The organism is Pseudocitrobacter sp. 73, assembly GCF_008369545.1.
Taxonomy (GTDB): Bacteria; Pseudomonadota; Gammaproteobacteria; order Enterobacterales; family Enterobacteriaceae; genus Pseudocitrobacter; species Pseudocitrobacter vendiensis.
Genome location: NZ_VTZO01000006.1, coordinates 330,086 through 355,357, shown reverse-complemented (window position 1 = coordinate 355,357; position 25,272 = coordinate 330,086). Strand labels below are relative to the sequence as shown.

Sequence of the window (25,272 nt, the reverse complement as noted above, 5' to 3'; positions counted from 1 at the left end):
CCGGTCCTCGTCCTTAGAGGTTAAAGTGAAACGGCGTGCTCTTTCTCGCCAGGCTTGAACTCTACGCGTCCAGGGCTGATACACGCTACCGGACAAACATGACCGCAGAGCAGGCAGCCAACGCACTTCTCGGTGTCACAGTGCGGCGTACGGGTATCTTCATTCCATTCCATTGCCTGGTGGCCGCCGTCGTAGCAGGAAATATAACAGCGCCCGCAGCCAACACATTTATCTTCCGCAATATGCGGATAAACGATATAGCTGCGATCCAGTTCTTCCGCCGGAACAATATTGGCGTTCGCCAGACCTAACATCTCATCGATCGAATCAAAGCCCTGATCGGCCAGGTAGTGCGATAGACCGCTGCTCATATCTTCTACGATGCGATAGCCATACTGCATGATGCCGGTTGTGACCTGAAGCGTGGCCGCACCGAGGAGTAAAAACTCAGCTGCGTCTTCCCAGGTTTCTATCCCGCCGATACCGCTGATCGGGAAATCACGCAGTTCAGGATGCATACGCATTTGCTGTATAAAGCGCAGAGCGATCGGTTTCACCGCTTTGCCGGAATAACCGGAAATGCTCGATTTGCCGTTGACCACCGGCATCCCGATTTTGCGATTCAGGTCGATGTTAGTGATCGATTTCACGGTGTTGATTGCCGCAATACCGTCAGCACCGCCGCGTTTTGCCGCCAGCGCCACGTCGCACATATCACCAATATTCGGCGTCATTTTTGCCAGCATCGGCAGGGAGGAACCGCGTTTCACCGCGCGGCAATATTTTTCCACCAGTTCCGGGCTTTGACCGACATCGCTACCCATCGCATGAGAGGTCATCTGCGGGCAGGAGAAGTTACACTCGATCATATCGGCACCGGCTTTCTCAACCAGATGCGCCAGATCCTGCCACTGCTGCTCGTTTTCTCCCATGATCGAGGCGATCAACACTTTATCGGGGTAATCTTCTTTCAGCCGACGAATGGCTTCGAGGTTTTCCGCCAGCGGATGCTCAGCAATCTGCTCCATATTTTTGAAGCCGATAAAGCCGGTATCCTCTTTGGTTAAATGATCGAAACGTGGCGAAACTTCATTGGCAATAAAGAAGCCGATGGTTTTGAACACCACACCACCCCAGCCGGTATCATACGCCTTGGCGCACATTTCATAGCAGTTGCCGACCGGTGAAGAAGAGAGGCAGAACGGGTTAGGAAATTTAACGCCGCAAAAGGTAACAGAAAGATCTTTCGTTAACATGAGCACGCTCCCTCTAAATAATGGTGAATGGACTGTGCGGCTTCCTTCCCGGTTTTCACCGCATAAACCACCGTTTTATCTCCCTGAACAATATCGCCCGCAGCAAATAGCGTCGGGTCAGATGTCTGATAATCTGTTGTTTCCACTGTATTACGCTGCACGTTCAGATGATTAAAGGCGGTAAACTGCGCATGCTGGCCGACGGCGAGAATGATTTTCTCGGCGTGCAGTTTCAGTTCGCCCGGTAAGCTAACGTGCTGGAAGGTGACCGAATGGCCTGCGACGTCAATCGGTGTGAAGCCGTCAATAATGGAAACACCCAGTGCCTGAGCGCTGGTAAACTCTTTATCGCTTGCCGGGAATGCATCCAGCGTTTCACGCGCGACGCAGGTGACAGAAGGGCAGCCCAGCATTTTCAGCGTGGTGGCGACATCCATCGCCACGTCGCCGCCGCCGATAATCAACGCACTTTGAGGAATGGCAATTTCACCGTTGGCGCGGCTGGCGCGTTGTAAAAAGTCGACGGCGATTTCAACGTCTTCAGCATCATCAAAGAGTGAGAGGGAAGAACCCTGCGATAAACCAACGGTCAACAGTACCGCGCGGTGGCGAGCTTTCAGCTCTTCCAGCGTCAGGTCTTTACCCACTTCACTGTTGCATTTGATGGTTACGCCCATATCGATGATGCGCTGAATTTCGTTATCCAGCACGGCCTGCGGTAAACGGAATTCCGGAATACCGTGGCGCAACCAGCCACCGGCCTGCGCCTCTTTTTCGAAGAGCGTAACGTCATAGCCCAGATGAGTAAGCGTGACGCTCGCCTGTAAGCCCGCCGGGCCGGCCCCGACAATCGCCACTTTACCGAGCGTTTTACTGCCCGGTTGATAAACCTGCATACCCGTTTGCTGCTCAAAGTCAGTCACAAAGCGTTGCAGGCGGGCGATGTCGATTGGTTTATCGATCCCCGATCGCGAACATTCTGCCTGGCATAATTTTTCGGTTGGGCAAACACGCGCACATACGGCACCCAGCGCGTTATTTTCGCGTATGGTTTCGGCTGCGCCTTTAAAATTACGGAAATAGATGGAGCGGATAAATTTACCCGGGTCCGTTTGGGCTGGACACCCCCGGCTGCAAGGCGCATCGTGGCATAACAAACAACGCGAGGCCTCCTTTATCGCCAGCAATGGCGTAAAGGCCGGAATTAGCTCATCCAGATAATCTTGTTGCGACATATAATCTTCCTTAATGATTAGGTAAATTAAATCGAACGCATAACGTTATAAATAATAAAAATAACCTGTTAGCAAGGCTATGCCTGGGGATGAGCGTATTCTGTGAATCTATTCACACATAGGTTAAATAACGGGATGATTTGCAAACGATAGCAGTAAATACTAACTTGCAAACAATAACCATTATCAAAATGATAACTGGTTATTGTTTGCAATAATATATTCGCTTTTATTTTTCTGCGGAATTCAACAAGCTTATTAGTCGTTGTGGCGAGGTGGGGATTAGCCCTAATTGCAGGCCGAAGGGCTTGAATACTTTATTGAGTGTTTCAATCGAATTATTTATTTTATTGTTTTCAATATCGGAAATGGTTTTACGTGATACGCCAACAAGCTGGGCATAAGCATCCTGTTTCATTCCCACCAGGTTGATACGCATGCGCTTCAGGGCTTCTCCCTGCGTGATATTCCCCATGAGAAGTTGCAAACTGATTGCATTCATCAGTGCGTTTCTCTCTGCGGTATCGATTTTTTCAATATTCTCCGTTACGCGAGCGCGTAGCAATTTTTCCTCCGGAGCATGTAGGAGCGGTGCTGCTACGCCTGACGTTGAATAGGGTTGTCGGTTTTGCTCACGTAATCGGGCAATGTTTTTTTTGATATCGCCATCTCTGTCTTTATCTGTCATAGCAAACCCCAGCGATGTAATTTATCAGCAATAAATTTGAATCCAATCGATGGCATGGACATGATTTGTTCCGGCACGCCGCGTTCTCTGAGTACACTCCAGATACTCAATGGCATAGTCTGACTGATAGTGTAACTCGGTTATGCGCCAGTTGTTTTCATCACTGCGGGGGAATGAGATCTGGGCAATGTCGACCCACTCGCGTTGCAAAAACGCCTGTATCGTTAAATTCTCCATGATGACTCCCGAGTGACATAATGAGTGATATTTTACGCATTAATGCCATATTTCGCAATTAATGAGTAAATTTTTACTCATTAACAGCCATTTAGCGATTTAATGCGTAACATTCCACACATTACGGCTTCTGCAATTTCAACAATTGCTCTGGCGTGACAGCCGGATACCCCTGCGCATCTTCCGGCACTTCATGCTGTGTCGGAATCGGAATGAGTGGACCTAAAAAGCGGGGTTCGCGTTTGAAGACATACAGGTCAGCCAGTGCGCCAAACCGCGCGCCGAATTCGCGCAGGCGAACGTTCCACATATCTTTCGGTGAGGGAACAGCGTAGCACTGGGCCTGAATACCCATATGTAGCGCGATAAACAGCGCACGTTCGCAGTGGAAACGTTGGGTGATAATAATAAAATCGTTGGTATCGAAGACTTTACGCGTACGGACGATGGAATCAAGCGTACGGAAACCGGCGTAATCGAGCACAATATCCGCCGGGTCGACGCCGGCGGCAATGAAATCTTTGCGCATGGTCATCGGCTCGTTATAGCTTTGTAGCGCGTTATCGCCGCTCAGTAGCAGATAATTCACTTTGCCGCTGTTATATGCATTCAGCGCGCCCTGAATACGATAACGGTAATACTGGTTAATCACGCCTTTGCGGTAATACTTGGCGGTGCCTAATACGACACCCACCTGGCGGTAAGGGAGATCCTGCAGATCGTCATAGATATACGGCGCCGTTTTCCAGCTCATCCAGCGATCGAGACCTAACACGGTCAACAGCAGCAGGCCGAGCAGGACTAACAGGCTGTAAAACACGCGCTTCAACATAAAAGGCTCAATGATGGTGAAAAGGAGTCTTCAGGCTACTTTACCCGCCGCTTAAGAGCAAGAATCAGCGTGTTAATTGCAGGGAAATTCACCAGTTGCGGGCTTTCGCCCGCACTGAAAGATTAACCGAGAAGAACGCGGTCGATGTTCTGGCAGCCTAACGCTTTCAGCGTCGCCACCGTCGCATCCCACTGGATGAGTGGCGCATCGGCGCGTTCGGCAAGCATCGCGCGGGTAATGGCAGGATAATCATAACCATGCAGGCTTAACAGATTCAGTGCGCCCTGCAATGGCGGTAGCGTTGGGTTGAAGGCCGCGTTTTCAGCGTAGCTTCCGCTAAAAATTGTGCCATCGGCCAGTTCCAGCGCCACGCCGGAAGGCGATTTGCTGTATGGCGTATGACTTCTATTCGCGGCTTTAATGGCCGCCTGAGTTAACGCATCACCTTCCAGTGGGTACCCGTGATTCTGCTCATCCATCAGTAACGTTTTGATGTCGAGATCTTTCGGCCCAAACGCATCGGGTAAATAATCTTTCAGCGTATGGGGCGCACGGCCCGGCAGGTTGATACGCAGCGCCAGCCCGCTGTTCAGTTCATTCATAAACTGACGGCAGTGGCCGCAAGGGGTGTAGTTGACGGTGATCGCAGCGAGAGCTTTTTCACCGCGCAGCCAGGCGTGGCTGATCGCGCTTTGTTCGGCGTGGACGGTTTGCTGCATGGTCGCGCCCAAAAATTCCATATTGCCGCCGAAGTACCAGGTTCCGCTGATGCCGCGCGCAATGGCGCCAACGTTGAAGTGGGAAAGGTCGGCGCGCGCGCAGGCAGCAGCCAGCGGCAGAAGCGCGAAGGCCAGCGCGTCTTCGTCCAGTCCTGTCGCGCTACGCAGCGATGAGACCTGCCCGGCGCTCAGCATCGCGGAGAAATGCGCATCAGCCAGCACAGGAGCAATGGCTGTTTGCAGGTCCGCAGGCAGTTGCGAAAAAGCAGATTGAAAACGTGGGTGCATGGCGTTGCCTCGTAACAGTGTAAGGGTGAACAGTGTACGTGCCGATTACGCTTAAATGAGTGATCTAAATCTCATTATTTATGCAACACATGCAATCGTTTTGCAAAATGTGTGACTTGTCGCATTTTAGCCGACGACAGAGAGAATAATCGGGAACAGGAACGGGGCGACGAGCGAGGTAATAATCCCGCACAGCACCAGCGCCAGCGAACTGAATGCGCCTTCCTGATAATCCACTTCCGCACAGCGAGCGGTCCCCAGGGCGTGCGACGCGGTTCCCATCGCCAGACCACGCGCGGCTTTGGTATTAATGCGCATCAGGTTCAGCAGGGTATGGCCAAAGACCGCACCCAGAATACCGACGAAAATCACGCAGACGGCGCTAATGGCTGGAATACCGCCAATACTGCCGCCGACGGCCATCGCGATAGGCGTCGTGACCGATTTCGGTAAAATAGAGGCGGCAATTTCGGGCGATGCGCCCATCAGCAGCGCCACCGAGGTACCGGTCACCATTGCCACTACGCTGCCGAAAAAGCAGATGGTGATAATGGATTTCCAGCGCGCGCGGATTTGATGCAGCTGTTCATACAGTGGAAAGGCGAGGGCCACGACCGCCGGTTGCAGCAGATCGTTAAGCACTTTACTGCCCTGGAAATAGTGATCGTAAGGCGTGCCGGTCAGCAGGAGGATGGGAATAATCACTACCATCGCCACTAACAGGGGATTGAGCAGCGGAAATTTTACCCGTGCAGCCAGCCAGCGCGCGGCAAAAAAGACCACCAGCGTCAGCGGCAACGACCACCAGATATAATGCATCATTCATCCGTTCCTTTTTGACCGACGACTTTGCGTTCGCCATGAATAATGTGCGAACTCCAGCTCACCACCAGGAAAACAACGAGCGTACTGACCGCGCAGGAGACGACAATAGGGCCAAACTGGGCGCTGAGCAGGTCGTAATATTGCATCACGCCAACGCCGATAGGCACGAACAGCAGCGCCATATAGCGGATGAGAATGTAACAGCCCGGCAAAACCCACTTCGACGGCAGGATTTGCAGAGCCAGTAAGACGAACATAATCAGCATCCCGATAATACTGCCGGGGATGGTGATCGGTAGCAGCGAGGCGATAAAAATTCCCGCATACAAACAGGCGTATATCAGGACGAAAGCACGCAGGTATTGCCAGATAATATTCAGCGATTTGCTCATGTTGGTTACCCTTGATGGAACGCATTCATCATACAATTAAAGCCGGAAATGTGCTACTGATCACATCATGAATTGTGAGCATACCTGACATAGACAAGCGGAACATCAGGCATCTGACTGAAGCGGATGTGATAAATGATAAAGAAAGCGACTCAGGGCCTGCGAGGGCTGATCGTTTTTTCTCCAGAATACGCCGACGCTGCCTTTCTGCTCAATCTTCGGCAACGCCAGAATCGTGAGCTGTCTCTGTTGAGCGTAGCGTTCTGCCAGACGCAGGGAGAGAATAGAAATCATCTCGCTGCTTTGCAGCAGGTTGACGCTGACGTTCATTGACGCTGATTCAATGGTGTTCTCCGGCAGCATCACGCCGTTATCAACCAGCGCGTTATCAATGCTCTGGCGGATGGGCGTGCCGGTGGGCCAGACTATCCAGCGCCAGGGTTCCAGATCCTTCCAGCTTAATCGCTCGTACGTGGCAAGCGGATGATCGGTGCGGGCAACGAAACAAACGGGTTCCGTATATAACACCTGATAATTCAACGGCAGCTCCAGCGCCCGTCCGCCGATACGTCCGACCACCACATCCACCACGCCTGATTGCAAATCATGCAGCAGTGGCGTCATCACTTTCTCTTCGATATTCAGGTGCAAAGAAGGCATTTCTTTTAGAAGAGGGAAAATCGCCTGTGATACGCAATCTGTCGCCACCGGAGAGCAACCAATTTTCAGGCTGCCGACCAGGCCGCCCTGTTTGAAACGCTCCACCTCAAACTGGGAACGTTCGAGATCGTTGATTAACCGTTGAGCATGCTGGAGCAGTAGTTTTCCGCCTTCAGAAGGGCGTAAGCCTTTGCTGTGACGCTCGAAAAGTGTGATCCCGACCTCTTCCTCGAACTGTGTCAGCCACTTGGAAAGGGCGGGTTGGGTGATATGCATCTGTTTCGCCACCTGGGTCAGATTGCACTGCTCGCCCAGCGCGACCAGCATTTGCAGGTGATGAAGCTTCAGTTTTTGCGTCCAGTTTGCCATCAGCAATAACCTCCAGGTTATGACTCTGCATGGAAAGCCATTGTACAACGCATTTCAATTACCACAAACTTGCTACATACAAACAACAAATACAACATCTACCCTACACACCTGAGGCATTTACCATGACTCAACGACGTGAACTACAAGCTCTGATTGATGCAGCCCCCATCGGCGCGCTCCAGTGGCGTGTCATTATCTGCTGTTTTCTGGTGGTGATGATGGATGGATTCGATACGGCGGCAATTGGCTTTATCGCCCCCGATATACGTGGACACTGGCAGTTAACGGCGGCAGAACTGGCCCCGTTATTTGGTGCAGGCCTGGTTGGGCTCACCGCCGGGGCGCTGCTGTGTGGACCGCTCTCCGATCGCTTTGGTCGCAAACGCGTCATAGAGTGGTGCGTAGCGTTTTTTGGCATCCTCAGTCTGCTATCCGCCTTTTCACCAGACCTTGAAACGCTGGTTATCCTGCGCTTCTTAACCGGCCTTGGGCTGGGTGGGGCGATGCCCAATACCATCACCATGACCTCAGAATACCTGCCAACTCGCCGTCGCGGCGCGTTGGTAACCCTGATGTTCTGCGGCTTCACGCTCGGCTCCGCTTTTGGCGGGATCGTCAGTGCGCAACTGGTGGGCATGATTGGCTGGGCGGGCATACTGGTGCTCGGCGGCGTGCTGCCGATGATCCTGTTCTTCTATTTGCTGGTTGCGTTGCCGGAATCGCCCCGCTGGATGGTACGCCGTCAGCGCCCTCAGCCGCACATCGCGCAGTTGGTCAGTGAGATGACTAAAGAGCGCTATGACGACACTACTTTCTGGCTCGATGAGCCGACCTCGCTCCACAAGGGCAGCATTGGTCAGCTTTTTGCCGGACGTCAGCTTGCCATCACGCTGATGCTGTGGGTGGTGTTCTTTATGAGCCTGCTGATTATCTATTTACTCTCAAGCTGGATGCCGACGCTGCTAAACCATCGTGGTATCGACCTGCAACATGCGTCATGGGTGACGGCGGCGTTCCAGATTGGCGGCACGATGGGCGCAATTCTGCTCGGCGTATTAATGGACAAATTCAATCCTTTCCGGGTGCTGGCGGTGAGCTATGCGCTGGGCGCGGTGTGCATTGTGATGATTGGCCTGAGCGAAAACGGCCTGTGGCTGATGGCGCTGGCGATTTTCGGCACTGGGATTGGCATCAGCGGCTCGCAGGTCGGGCTGAACGCCTTAACCGCCATGCTCTACCCGACCCAAAGCCGCGCAACAGGCGTGAGCTGGTCTAACGCGGTAGGGCGCTGCGGTGCGATTGTCGGCTCGCTTTCCGGCGGGGTGATGATGGCGATGAACTTCTCTTTCGACACTCTTTTTTACGTGATTGCCGTCCCGGCAGCCATTAGCGCCTTGATGTTGACGCTACTGACGTTAGCTGTTCGCCGGACGACAACGGTACCCAACACGCTGCCTGCCGCGGGCGTGGCGAATAAATAAGGAGAATAACAATGAGCCAGTTAAATCCGGACGTCAAAAACGAACGCCAACAATATTACCAGCATATTTCCGGGCAGAACCTGACGCCGCTGTGGGAATCACTGCATCACCTGGTGCCACAAACGCCGAACCCGACCTGCGCGCCAGCACACTGGAGTTACCAGGAAATTCGCCCGCTGCTGCTGGAAAGCGGCAGCCTGATTGGTGCAAAAGAGGCGGTTCGCCGCGTACTGGTGCTGGAAAACCCGGCGCTGCGTGGACAGTCTTCCATTACCTCATCGCTGTACGCCGGTTTGCAGTTAATTATGCCGGGTGAAGTTGCCCCGAGCCATCGCCACAACCAGTCAGCATTACGTTTCATTGTTGAGGGTAAAGGCGCGTTTACCGCCGTCGATGGCGAGCGCACTCAGATGCATCCGGGCGACTTTATCCTCACCCCGCAATGGCGCTGGCACGACCACGGCAACCCCGGCGATGAGCCCGTAATTTGGCTGGATGGTCTGGACTTGCCGCTGGTGAACTATCTTGGCTGCGGCTTTGCAGAAGATTACCCGGAAGATCAGCAGCCCGTCACCCGTAAAGAAGGGGATTATCTGCCGCGCTACGCCGCCAACATGCTGCCGTTGCGCCATCAAACCGGTAACTCATCACCGATTTTCAACTATCGCTATGACCGCAGCCGCGAAGCGCTGCACGACCTGACTCGCCTGGGCGATGCCGATGAGTGGGATGGTTACAAAATGCGCTACGTGAACCCGGTAACGGGCGGCTACCCGATGCCATCGATGGGCGCATTCCTGCAACTGCTGCCGAAGGGCTTCCGCTCCCGTCAGGCGCGCACCACTGACAGCACGATTTATCACGTGGTGGAAGGCAGTGGCCAGGTCACCGTCGGCGATCAGGTGTTCAGCTTTAAAGAGAAAGATGTCTTTGTCGTGCCGACCTGGCACAGCGTGTCGTTCGATGCGCAGGACGAGACCGTGTTATTTAGTTTCTCGGACCGCCCCGTTCAGGAAGCGCTGGGCCTGTTCCGTGAAGCACGCTACTAATCAGGAGAAGAATAATGAGCAAATATGTTTTTGAACCCCAGGCCCCCGTTGCGATCCCGGTTGTTGGTAGCGAGGAACAGTTCCCGGTACGCCGCGTCTATTGCGTAGGCCGTAACTACGCCGCCCATGCCCGCGAAATGGGCTTCGATCCGGATCGCGAACCGCCATTCTTCTTCTGCAAACCCGCTGATGCGGTTGTTCCGGTTGCCGCAGGCGAAACGTTGAATCTGGCCTACCCGGCGCAGACCGATAACTATCACTATGAGATTGAGCTGGTAGTGGCGATTGGCAAAAAAGGCAGTGATATTCCGCTGGAAAAAGCCCATGAATACGTCTGGGGTTATGCGACCGGCCTGGATATGACGCGCCGCGATCGTCAGATGGAGATGCGCCAGATGGGCCGCCCGTGGGAAATCGGTAAAGCGTTCGATAACTCCGCGCCCATTTCGCCGCTGCATAAAGCCGCTGACGTTTCCGGCGTCGATAACGCGCCCATCTGGTTGCAGGTCAACGGGGAAGATCACCAGCGCAGCGACATTAAACATCTTATCTGGTCAGTGAATGAAACCATCAGCTATCTGTCGGGCTTCTTCGAGCTGCAACCGGGCGATCTGATTTTCACCGGCACGCCGGAAGGCGTTGGGGCCGTAGTGAAGGGCGACACGATTACCGGCAACGTGGACGGTTTAACACCTATCGCCGTGAAGATTGTTTGAGGTGACGGATGAAGCTGTACAGTTTTTTCAATAGCTCGGCCTCCTATCGGGTGCGTATCGCGATGGCGCTCAAGGGAATCGATTATGACACCGTCGGCGTCAATATTCGTATCGGCCAGCAGAACGCGCTGGAGTACCGCAGGCTGAACCCGGTTGGGTTGGTGCCCGCGCTGGTAACGGACGATGGCGAATCGCTGGGGCAATCACTGGCGATTATTGACTGGCTGGACCGCCATTTTCCGCAAACCCCGCTGCTGCCGGGTAACGATCCGGCGCGGATGCGGATTCTGGAAATCGTCTACGCCATTTGTTGCGATATCCACCCCATTAACAACATGCGCGTCCTGCGCTACCTGAGCGATGAGCTGAAGGTGAGCGAAGAGGATAAAAAACGCTGGTATGCGCACTGGGTCCAGCAGGGGCTGAGCGCGGTGGAGCAACTGCTGCGCCACAGCCAGTCGGGGCAATTCTGCGTGGGCGACACGCCGACGCTGGCCGATTGCTGCTTAGTGCCGCAGTGGGCGAATGCGTTACGTATGGGTTGCGATCTTAGCGGGTATCCCCGCTGTAAAGCCGTGTATGAAGCCTGTTCCGCGCTGCCAGCGTTCGTCGCTGCCGCACCCGAGAACCAACAGGACAAAATCCCGGCATAATAAGGAGAGTTATCATGGCAAAAGTGACAAGTGCAATCATTGTCGGTGGCGGGATTGGCGGCGCGGCGACCGCGTTGTCTCTGGCGCGTCAGGGCATCAAAGTGATGCTGCTGGAAAGAGCGCATGAAATTGGTGAAATTGGCGCGGGCATTCAGCTTGGCCCGAACGCGTTTTCGGCGCTGGATAGCCTGGGCGTCGGCGAGGTTGCTCGCCAGCGTGCGGTATTTACCGATCATATCACCATGATGGATGCGGTGAACGGCGAAGAAGTGGTGCATATCGAAACCGGGCAGGCGTTCTGCGACCACTTCGGTGGCCCGTATGCGGTGATTCACCGTGTCGATATTCACGCTACCGTATGGGAAGCGGCGATGGTGCATCCGTGTGTCGAATACCGCACTTCAACGCACGTGGTGGATATCCGCCAGACCGACCATGACGTCACCGTGTTTGATGATAAAGGCAATAGCTGGACGGCAGATATTCTGATTGGCTGCGACGGCGTGAAATCGGTGGTGCGTCAGAGCCTGCTGCACGATACCCCGCGCGTTACCGGACACGTGGTCTATCGTGCAGTGATTGACTGCGACGATATGCCGGACGATCTGCGCATCAACGCCCCGGTACTGTGGGCAGGCCCGCACTGTCACCTGGTGCACTATCCGCTGCGTGGCGGCAAGCAATACAACCTGGTGGTGACCTTCCACAGCCGTGAAACGGAAGAGTGGGGCGTGAAGGACGGCAGCAAAGAAGAGGTGCTCTCTTACTTTAAAGGTATTCACCCGCGTCCGCGCCAGATGCTCGACAAACCGACCTCCTGGCGTCGCTGGTCTACCGCTGACCGTGAGCCCGTGGAAAAATGGGGCAACGATCGCATTACCTTAGTGGGCGATGCGGCGCACCCGGTGGCGCAGTATATGGCGCAGGGAGCGTGTATGGCGCTGGAAGATGCGGTCACCATCGGCAAAGCGCTGGCGCAATGTGACGGCGATGCGGCAGAAGCCTTCGCGCTGTATGAGTCTGTGCGCATTCCGCGTACCGCCCGTATTGTCTGGTCGACGCGTGAAATGGGGCGTATTTATCACGCTGCGGGCGTTGAGCGTCACGTGCGTAACCTGCTGTGGAAGGGCAAAACCCAGGCCGAGTTCTATCGCGCGATGGAGTGGCTCTACGGCTGGAAGGAAGATAACTGCCTGCAACCCCGCTAACAGGCTTTTAACCGATGAAAAGAGGCGCTAACATAGCGCCTCTTTTTTTACCGGGTATCAATATGCGTGTTTTACTGGCGCCAATGGAAGGCGTGCTCGATTCGCTGGTGCGGGAGCTGCTGACCGACGTGAATGATTACGACCTCTGCGTCACCGAATTTTTGCGCGTGGTGGATAAACTGCTGCCGGTAAAATCATTCCATAAACTGTGCCCGGAACTGAACAACCACAGCCGCACGCCGAGCGGCACGCTGGTGCGCATCCAGCTACTGGGCCAGTATCCCGAATGGCTGGCTGAAAACGCCGCCCGCGCGGTGGAGCTCGGTTCATGGGGCGTTGATCTCAACTGCGGTTGTCCGTCCAAAATGGTTAACGGCAGCGGCGGCGGGGCGACGTTGCTGAAAGATCCCGAGCTTATCTATCGCGGCGCGAAAGCGATGCGTGAAGCGGTGCCAGCGGATCTTCCCGTAACCGTCAAAGTGCGGCTGGGCTGGGACAGCGGCGCGCGCCAGTTCGAAATCGCCGATGCGGTGCAGCAGGCGGGCGCAACCGAGCTTGTGGTGCACGGTCGCACTAAAGAAGATGGCTACAAAGCCGAGCGTATTAACTGGCAGGCCATTGCTGACATTCGCCAGCGCCTGACTATTCCGGTAATCGCCAACGGCGAAATCTGGGACTGGGAAAGCGCGCAACAGTGTATGGCGGTGACCGGGTGTGACGCGGTGATGATTGGGCGCGGTGCGCTGAACGTGCCGAACCTGAGCCGGGTGATTAAGTATAACGAACCGCGTATGCCGTGGCCCGAAGTGGTGCGTTTGCTGCAAAAATATTGTCTGCTGGAAAAACAGGACGACACCGGGCTGTATCATCTGGCGCGCATCAAACAGTGGCTGGGCTACCTGCGCAAAGAGTACGAGGAAGCCACGGAACTGTTTATGGCGGTACGGGCGCTGCAGGACTCCGCGTCAGTGGCGCGCGAAATCCTGCGCTGGCGTTAAGCTTTTCGGGCGCTCAGAATAAAAATCATCGGGCGCTCTTTCTCTTCATCCAGCGCCGGGTTAGCGGCGATTTGCTCAGACGTCGGTCCCCATTCGTCCAGCGCTTCAATGATAAATCCAGCCGCAATCACTGCATTAATCCAGGTCGCGAGCTTACGGTGTTGCTTCTTAACGCCATCGGCAAACCAGTTGCTGATGCGCTCACCTTCCTGTTGATACTGGCTCACCGGCCAGTGTTTATTTCCCTGATTATCCACTACCCATTGTTGATTCGCCGGGGCGGTATAGACCGGGTGCTCTGCGGAGAAAACCAGTTTGCCGCCGGGCTTGAGTGCCTGATGCAGGGTGCGGAATAAACGGTCGATGTCTTTTAGATAGTGCAGAGCCAGCGAACTGTAAGCCAGGTCGAAGGTGCTGGCTGGCAGAACAAGCGTTTCCAGGTCAGCACGCTGATAGGTAATGTGTTGACCGGAGGTCATCTCCAGCGCTTTCGCGAGCATTTTCTGCGAAACGTCCAGACCCAACACCTTCGCCGCGCCGTTATCGCGCGCCCAGCGGCAGAACCAGCCGTAGCCGCAGCCTAAATCAACAATGGTTTTACCCTGGATTTCAGGCAGTAGCGTTTGAATTTTCGGCCACTCCGGCGCGCCGTCTAAGCCTTTCACTGAGCGATCCAGCGTGGCGTAACCGGCAAAAAAGTGCGGATCGTCATAAATATTTTGCGTCATTGATAATCCCTAACTCATTCATGCAATAAATAATTATGCCCATATTTAAGCTTAAATTAAATGAGGTCGCGCGTTGTAATTCGATCTCAATCAAAAATTAAGCACAAAAGTATTTCGAAATGTAGATGACGTATTTACTGGGCGCATAAATAACGTGATGTGATCACTTTATCCTGGTTATTCTTCCACACGGGTTACTAAAGAAAATGGTTTGCTTTTCTCTATTATTTGCGCCTCTTTTCAGACGCACGCAAATTCCATGAAACATTCTGTCAGAACGTTCGCTGTATTAAGCTTACCGATTATATTTACGCTATGCGCCTGCGCGCCATCGCATGAAACCGATGCGCGTCTGGCCAAAGCGCTGCCCGTTTCGCATATTGATTCGTCGCTACCCGTGGCGTTGAAAAACGGCTGGCCGCAGTCCACCTGGTGGCACGACTATCACGATCCGCAGCTTAACGCGCTGATTGAACGCGCGCTGCGCGATGCACCGGATATGGCCGTTGCGCAGCAGCGTATAAAACTTGCGGAGGCACAGGCTAAGCTGGCCGAAGCGAAAGGTGGGCTGGAGGTGAATTTCTCCGCAGATCTGGAACGCCAAAAAATGTCAGCGGAAGGGCTGATGGGGCCATTTGCTTTTGATGATCCGGCGGCGGGCACCACGGGGCCGTGGTATACCAACGGCACCTTCGGCTTAACGGCGGGCTGGAATATCGATTTGTGGGGAAAAGATGCTGCACAGGTGAGCGCGCGAATTGGCAAAGTGAAAGCGGATATTGCCGGGATGGCGCAAACCCGCCAGCTGCTGGCAAGCAGTGTGGCGCGGCTATACTGGCAGTGGCAAACGGAATCGGCGATTCGCCAGCAGCTTGAACAGATCCAGAAAGAACAAAACCTGATTGTGTCGGTGGATAAAAAACTTTATCTGGCTGGTATTAACGACTCGGTGGAAGGCGTTGAAAACGATATTAATGTTGGCAAAACCGCGCAGCAACTGGCGGATATCGACGGTAATCTGAAAGAGATAGAAGCACGATTGATGGCGCTCACCAACGCGCAATCCACGTCGTTGTCGTTGAAGACGGTGCCGCTACCGGCGGTGACGTCACAATTGCCATCGCAACTGGGTTTTGAGCTGCTTGCGCGTCGCCCAGATTTACAGGAAGCGCGATGGTTGGTGGAATCCACCCTGAGCGATGTTGATGCGGCGAAAGCGGCCTTTTACCCGGATATCAACATTATGGCGTTCCTGCAACAGGACGCTCTGCACCTGAGCGATCTGTTCCGCCACTCCGCACAGCAGATGGGCGTCACAGCAGGGCTAACGCTGCCCATCTTTGACAGCGGCAGATTAAATGCGAATCTGGATATCGCCAGCACGGAGAATAATTACGCCATTGCCCGTTACAACAAAGCGGTGGTTGATGCCGTTAACCAGGTAGCGAAGTGCGCCAGCCAGATGGAAACGCTGGCCGCAAAAAATCAGCAGCAAACTCACGTGCAACGTGATGCCGGGCGCGTGGCAGCACTCGCGCAGGCGCGGCTAAGGGTGGGGATTATTTCCAGTGCGCAGTACAGCCACGCGAAGCTGCCGGCGCTGCACGAGCAGATTACAGCTTTGAAGTTGCAGGGTGAATGGCTGGATGCCTCCATCCAGCTGACTTCTGCGCTCGGCGGCGGGTATCAGGCGTTATGATTTATCCGCGCGGCGTTTAAACCACCAGCGCAACGCCAGCACGACAGCGACGGCCAGGATAACCCAAATCCAGTGTTTTAAATGGGCATCGAGGTCATGCAGCCACGGCGCAATCACTTCACCGCCCACATAACCGAGGGTGGTGAAGATAAGCGCCCACAACAGTGCGCCAACAATATTGAGCGGCAGAAAGAGTTTCGGTGGTATACGACTGGCGCCAATCAACAGCGGCCCGATAATCCGAAAACCGTACATAAAACGGCTGCCAATGACGAAGAGATAAGGATGACGCTGAATCAGCCGTTGCGCTTTGCGGATTTTGGTGTGCTGACGCGAGTAGCGCTTCAGCATGCGCCCGCCAAAGTGGCGACCCAGCAAATAGAGCACCTGATCGCCAATCATCCCGCCAAGCGCGACCGAAATCACCACCAGCGGGAAGCGCAGTAACCCCTGATGTGCCGCCACGCCACCCAGTAGCGTCACCGTTTCGCCTTCCGCCATACTGCCCAGTACCAGCACGGCATAACCATATTGTGAAATCAGAGCCGGTATATCCATCGTTATCTTCGTTTCCTTTGAACATCTCCTTTAAGCATACACCTCTGAGCCGAAGCCGGGGGCGACGTTATTTTTTGCCTGCTCAATAAATAATCTATTAGTGTGAATTATACTTACGTTACGTGGTACGAAGCCGTGTCGAGGAGGCGTTATGAACCATGTCTGGGGTCTGTTTTCCCATCCCGATCGAGAAATGCATGTCATTCGGAGTGAAAACGAAACTGTTTCACACCATTACACGCACCATGTTCTGTTGATGGCCGCGATTCCTGTTATCTGTGCATTTATAGGAACAACACAGTTGGGCTGGAATTTCGGCGATGGCAATGTGGTTAAACTGTCACCTGTGACCGGTTTAATCCTGGCCGTACTTTTCTATGGGGTAATGCTCGGTGGCGTCGCAGTGATGGGACGTGTAATCTGGTGGATGGCGCGTAACTATCCGGAGCGTCCGTCGCTCAAGCGCTGTATGGTGTTTGCCGGTTATGTGGCGACGCCGATGTTCCTGAGCGGTATCGTGGCGCTCTATCCGTTGGTCTGGCTCTGCGCGCTGATAGGTACCGTTGCGCTGTTTTATACCGGTTATTTGCTTTATGTCGGTATCCCGACGTTCCTCAACATTGAACGGGAAGAGGGGCTGAGCTTCGCCAGTTCAACCCTGGCGATTGGCGTGCTGGTACTGGAAGTGCTGCTGGCGATCACCGTCATTCTGTGGGGTTATGGTTACCGATTGTTCTGAACCGCTCTTATGCATTGCTGGTGTGAATTATTTCGCGCCAGCAATGCAGCATTTATTCACTATTCTTTTCTGGTAGGTGCCTTGCGCTCCGCGCTATGATGACGCCCTCGCTGCATTGTCTTAGTACGCGCGGCGTCCATATTCCATACAGTGCGTAAATAACCACCAGAAAACACATCATGCAGAAATTTCGCGTTTCCCTGCTCAGCCTGGCGTTAATGCTGGCTGTGCCTTTTGCGCCTCAGGCGAGTGCTAAAACGGCGGCGACGGCCGCAGCCTCGCGCCCGGAAATTGCTTCCGGGAGCGCGATGATTGTCGATCTTGAAACCAATAAAGTGATCTACGCCAGCGAACCGGATCTGGTGCGCCCGATTGCGTCCATCACCAAAGTGATGACCGCGATGGTGGTGCTGGATGCGCGCCTGCCGCTTGATGAGATGCTGAGTGTTGATATCAGCCACACGCCGGAGATGAAAGGAATTTACTCCCGCGTGCGTCTGAACAGTAAAATCAGCCGTAAAAATATGCTGTTGCTGGCGTTGATGTCGTCGGAGAACCGTGCGGCGGCAAGTCTGGCACATCACTATCCTGGCGGTTACGATGCCTTTATTCGCGCCATGAACGCGAAGGCTAAATCGTTGGGAATGACGCACACGCGCTATGTGGAACCGACCGGGCTGTCGATTCACAACGTGTCAACGGCGCGCGATCTGATCAAAATGCTGATTGCCACCAAACAGTATCCGCTGATTGGTCAGTTGAGCACCACGCGTGAGGATATGGCGACCTTTGCTAACCCGGCGTACACCCTGCCGTTCCGCAACACCAACCATCTGGTGTACCGCGATAACTGGAATATCCAGTTGACCAAAACCGGCTTCACCAATGCGGCGGGTCACTGTCTGGTGATGCGTACGGTGATGAACAAACGTCCGGTGGCGATGGTGGTGATGGATGCGTTTGGCAAATATACCCATTTCGCCGACGCCAGCCGTCTGCGCACCTGGGTCGAAACCGGTAAAGTGATGCCGGTTCCTGCGGCCGCGCTGAGCTATAAAAAGCAGAAAGAGTCGCAGATTGCGGGCAACCTGGCGCACGGTAAAGTGACGACCCAGGAAGATTAAGTTTAGTCGGCTTCGGCGCAGTAACGCCGGATGGCGGCTACGCCTTATCCGGCCTACCAAACCCCAGCACCGCCTCCGTAGGCCGGATAAGCGCAGCGTCATCCGTCACAACCCGGCACCAAACCTGCTACTCCGGCAGCGTCCAGTCACCATCATTGAGCGGGCGCTGCATGATCAACGTATCCCGCCAGTCACCCAGTTTATAACCCACACTACGTAACTGCCCGGCAATCACAAACCCGAGTTTCTTATGCAGATTCAACGACCCCGGGTTGTTGTGGCCATCGCCGACCACCGCCAGCATTTGTCGCCACGGCCCCTGTTCGCAAATCTCAATCAACCGGCCCAGCAGTGCGCTGCCAATGCCGAGCCCAGTCATGGAGGTATCCAGATAAATCGACTCTTCCACCGTATAACGATAGGCCGGGCGAGGGCGGTAGGGTGACGCATAGCAATACCCAACCACGACGCCGCGATAAAGCGCAACCAGCCACGGCAGACCGTGGTCATTGACCTTCTTCATGCGTTCGCAGATTTCATCAATGGATGGCGGGGTTTCTTCAAAGGAGGCTCGCCCGTTCAGCACATGCCAGGCGTAAATAGCGGAAATTGCGTGGACGTCATCAGGCTGGGCTAAACGAATTTCAACATCAGTAGCGGCTTCGCGCGCGGACATACTCAGGTTCCTTGTGAAAAAAATCGCCGGAGAAACGTTCCCCCGGCGTCATTCACTCACTCTAATACGGCGCGAACCTGAATAACAATCCGTCTCTCTTATTTCACGGCGGGCTCGTCGGTTGGGGCCGAAACGCCAGGGTTCTGCGGTTTTCCTTCGCCCCAGTATTTCTGTTTACTGGTTTTACCGATGCCGGGGTTCATGCTGTTCGTCGGATCGTTTTCACGATAAAAACGTTTTAACGTGTCCGCGGCTTCGTACAGATGCCCAACGTTATGCTCCGCCGGATACTGCGCGCCGCGTTCGCGAAGCAGCACCAGCATTTTTTCTTTTAGCTCATGCGCGTCCACGCCTTTTTTGACGATGTAATCCTGATGGAACACGTGGCACATAAAGTGGCCGTAGTAGAGCTTATGCACCAGTTGGCTGTCGATTTCCGGCGGCAGATGCTCAAACCACTCGGTATCATTACGACGCAGGGCAATATCCAGCGCAAGGATATCCTCGACTTCATCGGCGTGTACCGCCTGATAGCGAATGGCCGCGCCCGCCGCCGCGAAACGGTGCAGGAAGGCTTTGCTACCCTCTTCGGCGGTACAGACAAAATAGCCGCCTTCCGCCTGTTTAAAGTACTCCGCCAGCCAGGCCTGCGCTTCTTCAATACCGTCGCCCGCCATTTTTAGCAGCAGGTGATGCTCATATTTATCGCGCCACTGCTTCATGCGTGCAGGGAGGTGCGCCGGGAAAACGTGGCCGACTTTCTGCATAAAACGGTCGGTAAAGTGCGGCTTAAACAGCGACACTTTTTCCAGCATCGCGTCGGTGCGACCCTTCAGAGTGAAGAAGAACGGCATTTTGTCGGTGCCGAGTTTGTCGATCATCAGGAAGGTGTCTTTGCCGTACTGCTCGGCGATATCGTAAATATCACGATGCATATATTCGCCCGCCACCGGCAGGTTCTTGAATTCCGCCAGAATGTGGCGGCGAATTTCGGTCAGCACGTCCGGTTGATTCGTACCAATGTAGAAAACCTGCTGACGTTTTTCCGCCGGGAAGGTGTCCAGACGCACGGCGAAAACGGCCAGTTTACCGGCGCAGCCGGAGGATTCGAACAGGCGTTCCGGGTCTGCGTTGTAGCGGGCTGGGGTGTCGGCTTCAACATCACGTACGCGAGTGACGTAATCGTGATCGTGCGCGTGGCGGCCATCGTGGCGCACGTCGCTGTCTTTCACGCGTTCATCATCGAGTTTGCTGAGGATCTGCTCCGGCGTTTCACCCAAATCAATGCCCAGGTGGTTAACCAACATCAGCTTGCCATTCTCGTCAATACGCGCAAACAGGGACATTTCGGTATACGCCGGGCCGCGCTGCACCAGCGACCCGCCGGAATTATTGCAGATCCCGCCGATAACCGATGCACCAATGCAGGACGATCCAATCACAGAATGTGGCTCGCGTCCCAGCGGCTTAAGCGCTTTTTCCAGAGAATAGAGTGTGGTACCCGGCCAGGCCAGCACCTGCTCGCCTTTATCGAGCAGGTGCAGCTTATCAAGACGCAGAGTGCTGATGATGACTATCTCACGATCGTAATCATTGCCGCTCGGCGTAGAGCCTTCGGTCAGGCCGGTATTCGCCGCCTGCATCAGAATGATTTTATCCGCGTTCACGCAGGCGTTGAGTACGCGCCACAGTTCAAGCAGTGAACCAGGGAAGACAACGGCCAGCGCGTCACCGTGACCGGAGCGGAAGCCCTTGCGATAGCGGGCGGTTTTCGCCGGATCAGTCAGCAGGTGAGCATGACCGACCAGACGGGTGAGTTCGTTAATTAGCGCTTTATTATCAGTGGTGGCTTGTGCAGACATTATTCCACTCCTTGTGGTGAGACTAATTTGTCGTCCCTAAGAATAGCGCTTTGCGGATTTATTGGGAGTACGAATGTTTCGAAAATTCAGAGAATAACCTTCGCTTTCTGCTCCTCAGCCGTTTAGGCTTATGGCAAACTGCGGTTTTTCATCAACTTTCGCCGATTGACTGGCATGGAATAAAGAGACTAACAACATGAAATGGTTATGTTCTGTAGGCGTCGCTGTGAGCCTGGCGCTACAACCCGCGTTGGCGGACGAGCTGTTCGGCAATCACCCGCTGACACCTGAGGCGCGGGATGCGTTTGTCACAGACTTACTCAAAAAGATGACGGTTGATGAAAAAATCGGCCAGCTTCGTCTGATAAGCGTAGGGCCGGATAATCCAAAAGAAGCGATTCGCGAGATGATTAAAGAGGGCCAGGTTGGGGCTATCTTTAACACCGTCACCCGCCAGGATATTCGCAAAATGCAGGATCAGGTGATGGAACTGAGCCGCCTGAAAATTCCACTGTTCTTCGCCTACGATGTGCTGCATGGCCAGCGTACCGTCTTCCCGATAAGCCTCGGGCTGGCGTCCAGCTTTAACCTTGATGCGGTGCGCACCGTTGGCCGCGTGTCTGCTTATGAAGCGGCAGATGATGGCCTGAATATGACCTGGGCACCCATGGTTGACGTCTCGCGCGACCCGCGCTGGGGCCGTGCTTCAGAAGGCTTTGGCGAAGATACCTATTTGACCTCAATCATGGGTAAAACCATGGTGGAAGCGATGCAGGGCAAAAGCCCGGCGGATCGCTATTCGGTAATGACCAGCGTGAAACACTTCGCCGCCTACGGCGCAGTTGAGGGCGGGAAAGAGTACAACACCGTTGATATGAGCTCGCAGCGCCTGTTTAACGACTATATGCCGCCGTATAAAGCGGGGCTGGATGCGGGTAGCGGTGCGGTGATGGTCGCGCTGAACTCGCTGAACGGCACGCCTGCAACCTCGGATGCGTGGCTGCTTAAAGAGATCCTGCGTGATAAGTGGGGTTTCAAGGGCATCACCGTTTCCGATCATGGTGCGATTAAAGAACTGATTAAACACGGTACGGCTTCTGACCCGGAAGATGCGGTACGCGTGGCGCTGAAGTCCGGCATCAACATGAGTATGAGCGATGAATATTACAGCAAGTACCTACCGGGGCTGGTGAAATCCGGCAAGGTGACGATGGCGGAACTGGACGATGCCGCGCGTCACGTGCTGAACGTCAAATATGATATGGGATTGTTTAACGACCCGTACAGCCATCTTGGTCCGAAAGAGTCTGACCCACAGGACACCAACGCCGAAAGCCGTCTGCACCGCAAAGATGCACGTGATGTCGCGCGTGAAAGTCTGGTGCTGCTGAAAAACCGTCTCGAAACCTTGCCGCTGAAAAAATCGGGCACTATCGCCGTGGTGGGGCCGCTGGCAGACAGCAAACGTGATGTGATGGGAAGCTGGTCGGCAGCTGGCGTGGCAGATCAGTCTGTCACCGTGCTCACCGGGATTAAAAACGCGCTGGGTGATAAGGGCAAAGTGGTTTACGCCAAAGGCGCGAACGTCACCAACGATAAAGGTATTGTCGACTTCCTTAACCAGTATGAAGAAGCCGTGAAAGTCGATCCGCGTTCCGCACAGGCCATGATTGATGAAGCGGTAGCGGCAGCGAAACAATCTGACGTCGTGGTGGCCGTCGTGGGCGAGGCGCAAGGGATGGCACATGAAGCCTCCAGCCGCACGAATATTGACATCCCGCAAAGCCAGCGCGACCTGATTGCCGCGCTGAAAGCGACAGGCAAACCGTTAGTGCTGGTGCTGATGAACGGGCGCCCGCTGGCGCTGGTGAAAGAAGATCAGCAGGCAGATGCGATTCTGGAAACCTGGTTTGCCGGGACCGAAGGCGGCAATGCTATTGCCGACGTGCTGTTTGGTGATTACAACCCGTCCGGTAAATTGCCGATGTCCTTCCCGCGTTCAGTGGGGCAGATCCCGGTTTACTACAGCCATCTCAACACCGGTCGCCCGTACAATGCGGATAAACCAAACAAGTACACCTCTCGCTATTTCGATGAAGCCAACGGCCCGCTTTATCCGTTTGGCTATGGCCTGAGCTACACCACCTTCACCGTTTCTGACGTGAAAATGTCAGCACCGTCAATGACGCGCGACGGCAAGGTCACCGCCAGCGTAGACGTTACCAACAGCGGTAAGCGTGAAGGCGCGACGGTCATTCAGATGTATTTGCAGGATGTGACAGCGTCAATGAGTCGCCCGGTGAAACAACTGAAAGGCTTTGAGAAAGTGACGCTGAAACCGGGTGAAACGCAAACCGTCAGCTTCCCGATTGATGTAGAGGCACTGAAGTTCTGGAATCAGAGCATGAAATACGATGCAGAACCGGGCAAATTCAACGTCTTTATCGGCGTGGATTCGGCGCGTGTGAAGCAGGGGGCGTTTGAGCTGAAGTAAGCCCTCACCCTAACCCTCTCCCGCAGGGAGAGGGAACCGATTGTGCCAATCTGCCTGTTCTGCACTGGTTTTCCCCCTCTCCCTGCGGGAGAGGGCCGGGGTGAGGGGCTAAACCCACCGCACCAACCAAAAATCAATCCCCATCTCCCATCAATTTCCCACTTCCGTGAACATCATCACCTTCAGCGATAACATTTCGTCGTCACCCCCGTTTTGCGCGTTCTTTTATTCCTCATCGCACATGAAAATGTGACGTTCAACGCATTCCTCTTTCCACGACCGCGTTGATTTTGTGCGCGCCATCAAAAGCTATTTATCCCCCGTCTGGCGGACGTGATGATTTTCACTATTACGCAAAAAAGCCTGGAAACAGCGCGCGAGCAAAGGGCGAAAACTTCGTTAAATGCGGCTATCGACACTCAAACAGGTAGCGCAATGAAACTCTCCCTTGAACAGGCCGGGCTCGATAACACCGGCACGCGTCCGGTTACGGCACAGTTGCAGCAGATGATTGATACCCTGGCGGCGGCTGGCGGCGGTACGCTGACCATCCCGCCCGGTATCTGGTTGACCGGCACGCTGGTGCTACCTTCCCATTTTACCTTGCACCTTGAGGCCGGGGCCTGCTTGCGCGCAAGTCCGAACGTGGCGGATTACCCGGCAGATCTGACGCAGTCTATGGCCGAGTTGTCACATATGGCGCTGTTGTACGCTCGCAATCAGCAACAAATAACCCTCAGCGGAGAAGGGCGCGTTGAAGGCAATGCGGCGGCCTGGTTTGCACCACAGGCGGATGCGCAGGGTTATCGCCAGCCTGCCGCGCAGCGCCCGCGTTTGCTGGTGCTGGAAGGTTGCGAACAGGTGCGCCTTTGCGATATCACGCTGGCAGATTCGCCGATGTGGACCGCGCATCTGGTGAGCTGCAAACATATTTTCATTCATCGCTTAACGATTGATAACGACCTGGCGCTCTCTAATACCGACGCGCTGGATCTCGATAGCTGTCAGTTTGTGCATATCAGCGACAGTTACTTCAGCGCTGCCGATGACGGCATTTGCCTGAAAACCACCCGTAAAGCGCCTGCATTACAACAGCCAACCCGCCACGTGGTGGTTAACAACTGCATCATTCGCTCGAAAAGCTGCGCCATTAAAGTGGGTACTGAAACGGCGGCGGATATCAGCCATATCGTCGTCAGCAATTGCACCATTTTTGAGTCCAATCGTGGCATCGGCCTGGTGTCGCGCGATGGCGGCGTGTTCAGTCAGATGAGCTTCAGCAACATTCTGTTTGATTGCCGTCACGGTCATCCATGCCATTGGGGAAAGGCTGACCCGGTGTATCTCTCCGCCCGCCGTCGCGACCCGCAGGTTGCCGCCGGTCAGATTCAGCACATCACCTTCAGCAACCTCTCCGGTATCAGCGAAGGGGCAATCAACCTGCACAGTGAAACCGCAGGCGATATTCATGACGTCACGTTTAACGGCGTTCAGCTACAGCAGGTGCAGGGCGATGCGCAGGAGCAGGGCTGCTTTGACGTTCGTCCACCGTGTAACCCGGCGAAACCGAGCGGGATGGGGCTCGATAATGCCTATCTGGTGAACCCGGAAACCGGGCGCGCGTGGGGCGTCGAGCCATACCCTGGCGGGCTCCCGGCGCTGTATGCCGATGGCGTTACCGGGCTGGTGCTGCGTGAATTAAACGCTGTGCGCCCGACGCCGCTGCCGGCGGGCTGGCATTCGCAGGACGTCGTGATAGTGAACGGAAAATAAGCATTCAGAG

Annotated in this window: 24 protein-coding genes; 11 read left to right on the top strand and 13 right to left on the bottom strand. The window is 54.6% G+C overall.

Annotated features, from left to right (window positions below):
• Positions 1–20: 20 nt before the first annotated feature.
• The 9 genes from preA to F0Q32_RS06650 all read right to left on the bottom strand — a co-directional run bounded on the left by preA (position 21) and on the right by F0Q32_RS06650 (position 7,501).
• Positions 21–1,256, bottom strand: coding sequence for an NAD-dependent dihydropyrimidine dehydrogenase subunit PreA (gene preA, locus F0Q32_RS06690; protein WP_149462468.1), 1,236 nt, complete (start codon positions 1,254–1,256; stop codon positions 21–23).
• Positions 1,250–2,491, bottom strand: coding sequence for an NAD(P)-dependent oxidoreductase (locus F0Q32_RS06685; RefSeq protein ID WP_149462467.1), 1,242 nt, complete (start codon positions 2,489–2,491; stop codon positions 1,250–1,252). The genes preA and F0Q32_RS06685 overlap by 7 nt, the downstream gene beginning before the upstream one ends.
• 229 nt (positions 2,492–2,720) lie before the next feature.
• Positions 2,721–3,179 (bottom strand): helix-turn-helix transcriptional regulator, encoded by a 459-nt coding sequence (locus tag F0Q32_RS06680; RefSeq protein ID WP_149462466.1) that lies wholly within the window; start codon positions 3,177–3,179, stop codon positions 2,721–2,723.
• Between the two features lie 24 nt (positions 3,180–3,203).
• Positions 3,204–3,416, bottom strand: coding sequence for a hypothetical protein (locus F0Q32_RS26130; protein ID WP_188016840.1), 213 nt, complete (start codon positions 3,414–3,416; stop codon positions 3,204–3,206).
• A 121-nt stretch (positions 3,417–3,537) separates the two neighbouring features.
• Positions 3,538–4,248, bottom strand: coding sequence for an outer membrane permeability protein SanA (gene sanA / locus F0Q32_RS06670; RefSeq protein WP_015963741.1), 711 nt, complete (start codon positions 4,246–4,248; stop codon positions 3,538–3,540).
• Positions 4,249–4,370: 122 nt separating this feature from the next.
• Positions 4,371–5,255 carry a cytidine deaminase gene (gene cdd, locus F0Q32_RS06665; protein WP_149462465.1) on the bottom strand — a complete coding sequence of 295 codons (885 nt, stop codon included), beginning with the start codon at positions 5,253–5,255 and terminating at the stop codon, positions 4,371–4,373.
• A 126-nt stretch (positions 5,256–5,381) separates the two neighbouring features.
• Positions 5,382–6,077: a CidB/LrgB family autolysis modulator gene (locus F0Q32_RS06660; protein ID WP_149462464.1), complete on the bottom strand. Its 696-nt coding sequence runs from the start codon at positions 6,075–6,077 to the stop codon at positions 5,382–5,384.
• Complete coding sequence (locus F0Q32_RS06655) at positions 6,074–6,472, bottom strand: CidA/LrgA family protein (RefSeq protein WP_149462463.1); 399 nt, start codon at positions 6,470–6,472, stop codon at positions 6,074–6,076. Before F0Q32_RS06655 ends, F0Q32_RS06660 begins: the two co-directional genes overlap by 4 nt.
• A gap of 105 nt (positions 6,473–6,577) precedes the next feature.
• The gene (locus tag F0Q32_RS06650) at positions 6,578–7,501 is read right to left on the bottom strand and encodes a LysR substrate-binding domain-containing protein (protein ID WP_149462462.1); all 924 of its coding nucleotides are present in this window, start codon (positions 7,499–7,501) and stop codon (positions 6,578–6,580) included.
• A 125-nt stretch (positions 7,502–7,626) separates the two neighbouring features.
• Here F0Q32_RS06650 and F0Q32_RS06645 point away from each other — a divergent pair, with 125 nt between their 5' ends.
• The 6 genes from F0Q32_RS06645 (at position 7,627) to dusC (ending at position 13,609) form a co-directional block, all read left to right on the top strand.
• On the top strand, positions 7,627–8,985 hold the full coding sequence (locus tag F0Q32_RS06645; protein ID WP_149462461.1) for an aromatic acid/H+ symport family MFS transporter: 1,359 nt from the start codon (positions 7,627–7,629) through the stop codon (positions 8,983–8,985).
• An 11-nt stretch (positions 8,986–8,996) separates the two neighbouring features.
• Positions 8,997–10,034, top strand: coding sequence for a gentisate 1,2-dioxygenase (gene gtdA, locus F0Q32_RS06640; protein ID WP_149462460.1), 1,038 nt, complete (start codon positions 8,997–8,999; stop codon positions 10,032–10,034).
• Between the two features lie 14 nt (positions 10,035–10,048).
• Positions 10,049–10,750 (top strand): fumarylacetoacetate hydrolase family protein, encoded by a 702-nt coding sequence (locus F0Q32_RS06635; protein WP_149462459.1) that lies wholly within the window; start codon positions 10,049–10,051, stop codon positions 10,748–10,750.
• Positions 10,751–10,758: 8 nt separating this feature from the next.
• Positions 10,759–11,403 (top strand): maleylacetoacetate isomerase, encoded by a 645-nt coding sequence (gene maiA / locus F0Q32_RS06630; protein WP_149462458.1) that lies wholly within the window; start codon positions 10,759–10,761, stop codon positions 11,401–11,403.
• Positions 11,404–11,417: 14 nt separating this feature from the next.
• Complete coding sequence (locus tag F0Q32_RS06625; RefSeq protein ID WP_149462457.1) at positions 11,418–12,611, top strand: 3-hydroxybenzoate 6-monooxygenase; 1,194 nt, start codon at positions 11,418–11,420, stop codon at positions 12,609–12,611.
• A 62-nt stretch (positions 12,612–12,673) separates the two neighbouring features.
• Positions 12,674–13,609 (top strand): tRNA dihydrouridine(16) synthase DusC, encoded by a 936-nt coding sequence (dusC, locus tag F0Q32_RS06620; RefSeq protein ID WP_149462456.1) that lies wholly within the window; start codon positions 12,674–12,676, stop codon positions 13,607–13,609.
• Here the strand turns inward: dusC and F0Q32_RS06615 are convergent.
• Positions 13,606–14,337 (bottom strand): bifunctional 2-polyprenyl-6-hydroxyphenol methylase/3-demethylubiquinol 3-O-methyltransferase UbiG, encoded by a 732-nt coding sequence (locus F0Q32_RS06615; RefSeq protein WP_149462455.1) that lies wholly within the window; start codon positions 14,335–14,337, stop codon positions 13,606–13,608. The two genes, dusC and F0Q32_RS06615, sit on opposite strands and share 4 nt — an antisense overlap.
• A 259-nt stretch (positions 14,338–14,596) precedes the next feature.
• On the opposite strand from F0Q32_RS06615, the gene mdtQ reads away from it, so the two are divergent.
• Positions 14,597–16,036 carry a multidrug resistance outer membrane protein MdtQ gene (gene mdtQ / locus F0Q32_RS06610; RefSeq protein WP_149462454.1) on the top strand — a complete coding sequence of 480 codons (1,440 nt, stop codon included), beginning with the start codon at positions 14,597–14,599 and terminating at the stop codon, positions 16,034–16,036.
• On the opposite strand, the gene F0Q32_RS06605 is transcribed toward mdtQ, so the two are convergent.
• A complete protein-coding gene (locus tag F0Q32_RS06605) occupies positions 16,031–16,594 on the bottom strand; it encodes a DedA family protein (protein ID WP_149462453.1) in 564 nt (187 codons plus the stop codon). The two genes, mdtQ and F0Q32_RS06605, sit on opposite strands and share 6 nt — an antisense overlap.
• 151 nt (positions 16,595–16,745) lie before the next feature.
• Between F0Q32_RS06605 and F0Q32_RS06600 the strand changes: the two genes are divergently transcribed.
• Positions 16,746–17,333 carry a Yip1 family protein gene (locus F0Q32_RS06600; protein WP_149462452.1) on the top strand — a complete coding sequence of 196 codons (588 nt, stop codon included), beginning with the start codon at positions 16,746–16,748 and terminating at the stop codon, positions 17,331–17,333.
• A 179-nt stretch (positions 17,334–17,512) separates the two neighbouring features.
• Complete coding sequence (pbpG, locus tag F0Q32_RS06595) at positions 17,513–18,457, top strand: D-alanyl-D-alanine endopeptidase (protein WP_149462451.1); 945 nt, start codon at positions 17,513–17,515, stop codon at positions 18,455–18,457.
• Positions 18,458–18,584: 127 nt separating this feature from the next.
• Here the strand turns inward: pbpG and F0Q32_RS06590 are convergent, their stop codons facing one another.
• Positions 18,585–19,133, bottom strand: coding sequence for a GNAT family N-acetyltransferase (locus tag F0Q32_RS06590; RefSeq protein ID WP_149462450.1), 549 nt, complete (start codon positions 19,131–19,133; stop codon positions 18,585–18,587).
• A 98-nt stretch (positions 19,134–19,231) separates the two neighbouring features.
• A complete protein-coding gene (gene dld, locus F0Q32_RS06585) occupies positions 19,232–20,995 on the bottom strand; it encodes a D-lactate dehydrogenase (protein ID WP_149462449.1) in 1,764 nt (587 codons plus the stop codon).
• A gap of 196 nt (positions 20,996–21,191) precedes the next feature.
• On the opposite strand from dld, the gene bglX reads away from it, so the two are divergent.
• Both bglX and F0Q32_RS06575 read left to right on the top strand, forming a co-directional pair.
• On the top strand, positions 21,192–23,489 hold the full coding sequence (bglX, locus tag F0Q32_RS06580; protein WP_149462448.1) for a beta-glucosidase BglX: 2,298 nt from the start codon (positions 21,192–21,194) through the stop codon (positions 23,487–23,489).
• Positions 23,490–23,924: 435 nt separating this feature from the next.
• A complete protein-coding gene (locus tag F0Q32_RS06575; protein ID WP_149462501.1) occupies positions 23,925–25,262 on the top strand; it encodes a glycoside hydrolase family 28 protein in 1,338 nt (445 codons plus the stop codon).
• The last annotated feature ends 10 nt before the right edge of the window (positions 25,263–25,272 follow it).

Bases quoted from the DNA above. Each gene is read 5' to 3' on its own strand.
- preA (WP_149462468.1), bottom strand. From the start codon at position 1,256: ATGTTAACGAAAGATCTTTCTGTTACCTTTTGCGGCGTTAAATTTCCT.
- F0Q32_RS06685 (WP_149462467.1), bottom strand. From the start codon at position 2,491: ATGTCGCAACAAGATTATCTGGATGAGCTAATTCCGGCCTTTACGCCA.
- F0Q32_RS06680 (WP_149462466.1), bottom strand. From the start codon at position 3,179: ATGACAGATAAAGACAGAGATGGCGATATCAAAAAAAACATTGCCCGA.
- F0Q32_RS26130 (WP_188016840.1), bottom strand. From the start codon at position 3,416: ATGGAGAATTTAACGATACAGGCGTTTTTGCAACGCGAGTGGGTCGAC.
- sanA (WP_015963741.1), bottom strand. From the start codon at position 4,248: ATGTTGAAGCGCGTGTTTTACAGCCTGTTAGTCCTGCTCGGCCTGCTG.
- cdd (WP_149462465.1), bottom strand. From the start codon at position 5,255: ATGCACCCACGTTTTCAATCTGCTTTTTCGCAACTGCCTGCGGACCTG.
- F0Q32_RS06660 (WP_149462464.1), bottom strand. From the start codon at position 6,077: ATGATGCATTATATCTGGTGGTCGTTGCCGCTGACGCTGGTGGTCTTT.
- F0Q32_RS06655 (WP_149462463.1), bottom strand. From the start codon at position 6,472: ATGAGCAAATCGCTGAATATTATCTGGCAATACCTGCGTGCTTTCGTC.
- F0Q32_RS06650 (WP_149462462.1), bottom strand. From the start codon at position 7,501: ATGGCAAACTGGACGCAAAAACTGAAGCTTCATCACCTGCAAATGCTG.
- F0Q32_RS06645 (WP_149462461.1), top strand. From the start codon at position 7,627: ATGACTCAACGACGTGAACTACAAGCTCTGATTGATGCAGCCCCCATC.
- gtdA (WP_149462460.1), top strand. From the start codon at position 8,997: ATGAGCCAGTTAAATCCGGACGTCAAAAACGAACGCCAACAATATTAC.
- F0Q32_RS06635 (WP_149462459.1), top strand. From the start codon at position 10,049: ATGAGCAAATATGTTTTTGAACCCCAGGCCCCCGTTGCGATCCCGGTT.
- maiA (WP_149462458.1), top strand. From the start codon at position 10,759: ATGAAGCTGTACAGTTTTTTCAATAGCTCGGCCTCCTATCGGGTGCGT.
- F0Q32_RS06625 (WP_149462457.1), top strand. From the start codon at position 11,418: ATGGCAAAAGTGACAAGTGCAATCATTGTCGGTGGCGGGATTGGCGGC.
- dusC (WP_149462456.1), top strand. From the start codon at position 12,674: ATGCGTGTTTTACTGGCGCCAATGGAAGGCGTGCTCGATTCGCTGGTG.
- F0Q32_RS06615 (WP_149462455.1), bottom strand. From the start codon at position 14,337: ATGACGCAAAATATTTATGACGATCCGCACTTTTTTGCCGGTTACGCC.
- mdtQ (WP_149462454.1), top strand. From the start codon at position 14,597: ATGAAACATTCTGTCAGAACGTTCGCTGTATTAAGCTTACCGATTATA.
- F0Q32_RS06605 (WP_149462453.1), bottom strand. From the start codon at position 16,594: ATGGATATACCGGCTCTGATTTCACAATATGGTTATGCCGTGCTGGTA.
- F0Q32_RS06600 (WP_149462452.1), top strand. From the start codon at position 16,746: ATGAACCATGTCTGGGGTCTGTTTTCCCATCCCGATCGAGAAATGCAT.
- pbpG (WP_149462451.1), top strand. From the start codon at position 17,513: ATGCAGAAATTTCGCGTTTCCCTGCTCAGCCTGGCGTTAATGCTGGCT.
- F0Q32_RS06590 (WP_149462450.1), bottom strand. From the start codon at position 19,133: ATGTCCGCGCGCGAAGCCGCTACTGATGTTGAAATTCGTTTAGCCCAG.
- dld (WP_149462449.1), bottom strand. From the start codon at position 20,995: ATGTCTGCACAAGCCACCACTGATAATAAAGCGCTAATTAACGAACTC.
- bglX (WP_149462448.1), top strand. From the start codon at position 21,192: ATGAAATGGTTATGTTCTGTAGGCGTCGCTGTGAGCCTGGCGCTACAA.
- F0Q32_RS06575 (WP_149462501.1), top strand. From the start codon at position 23,925: ATGAAACTCTCCCTTGAACAGGCCGGGCTCGATAACACCGGCACGCGT.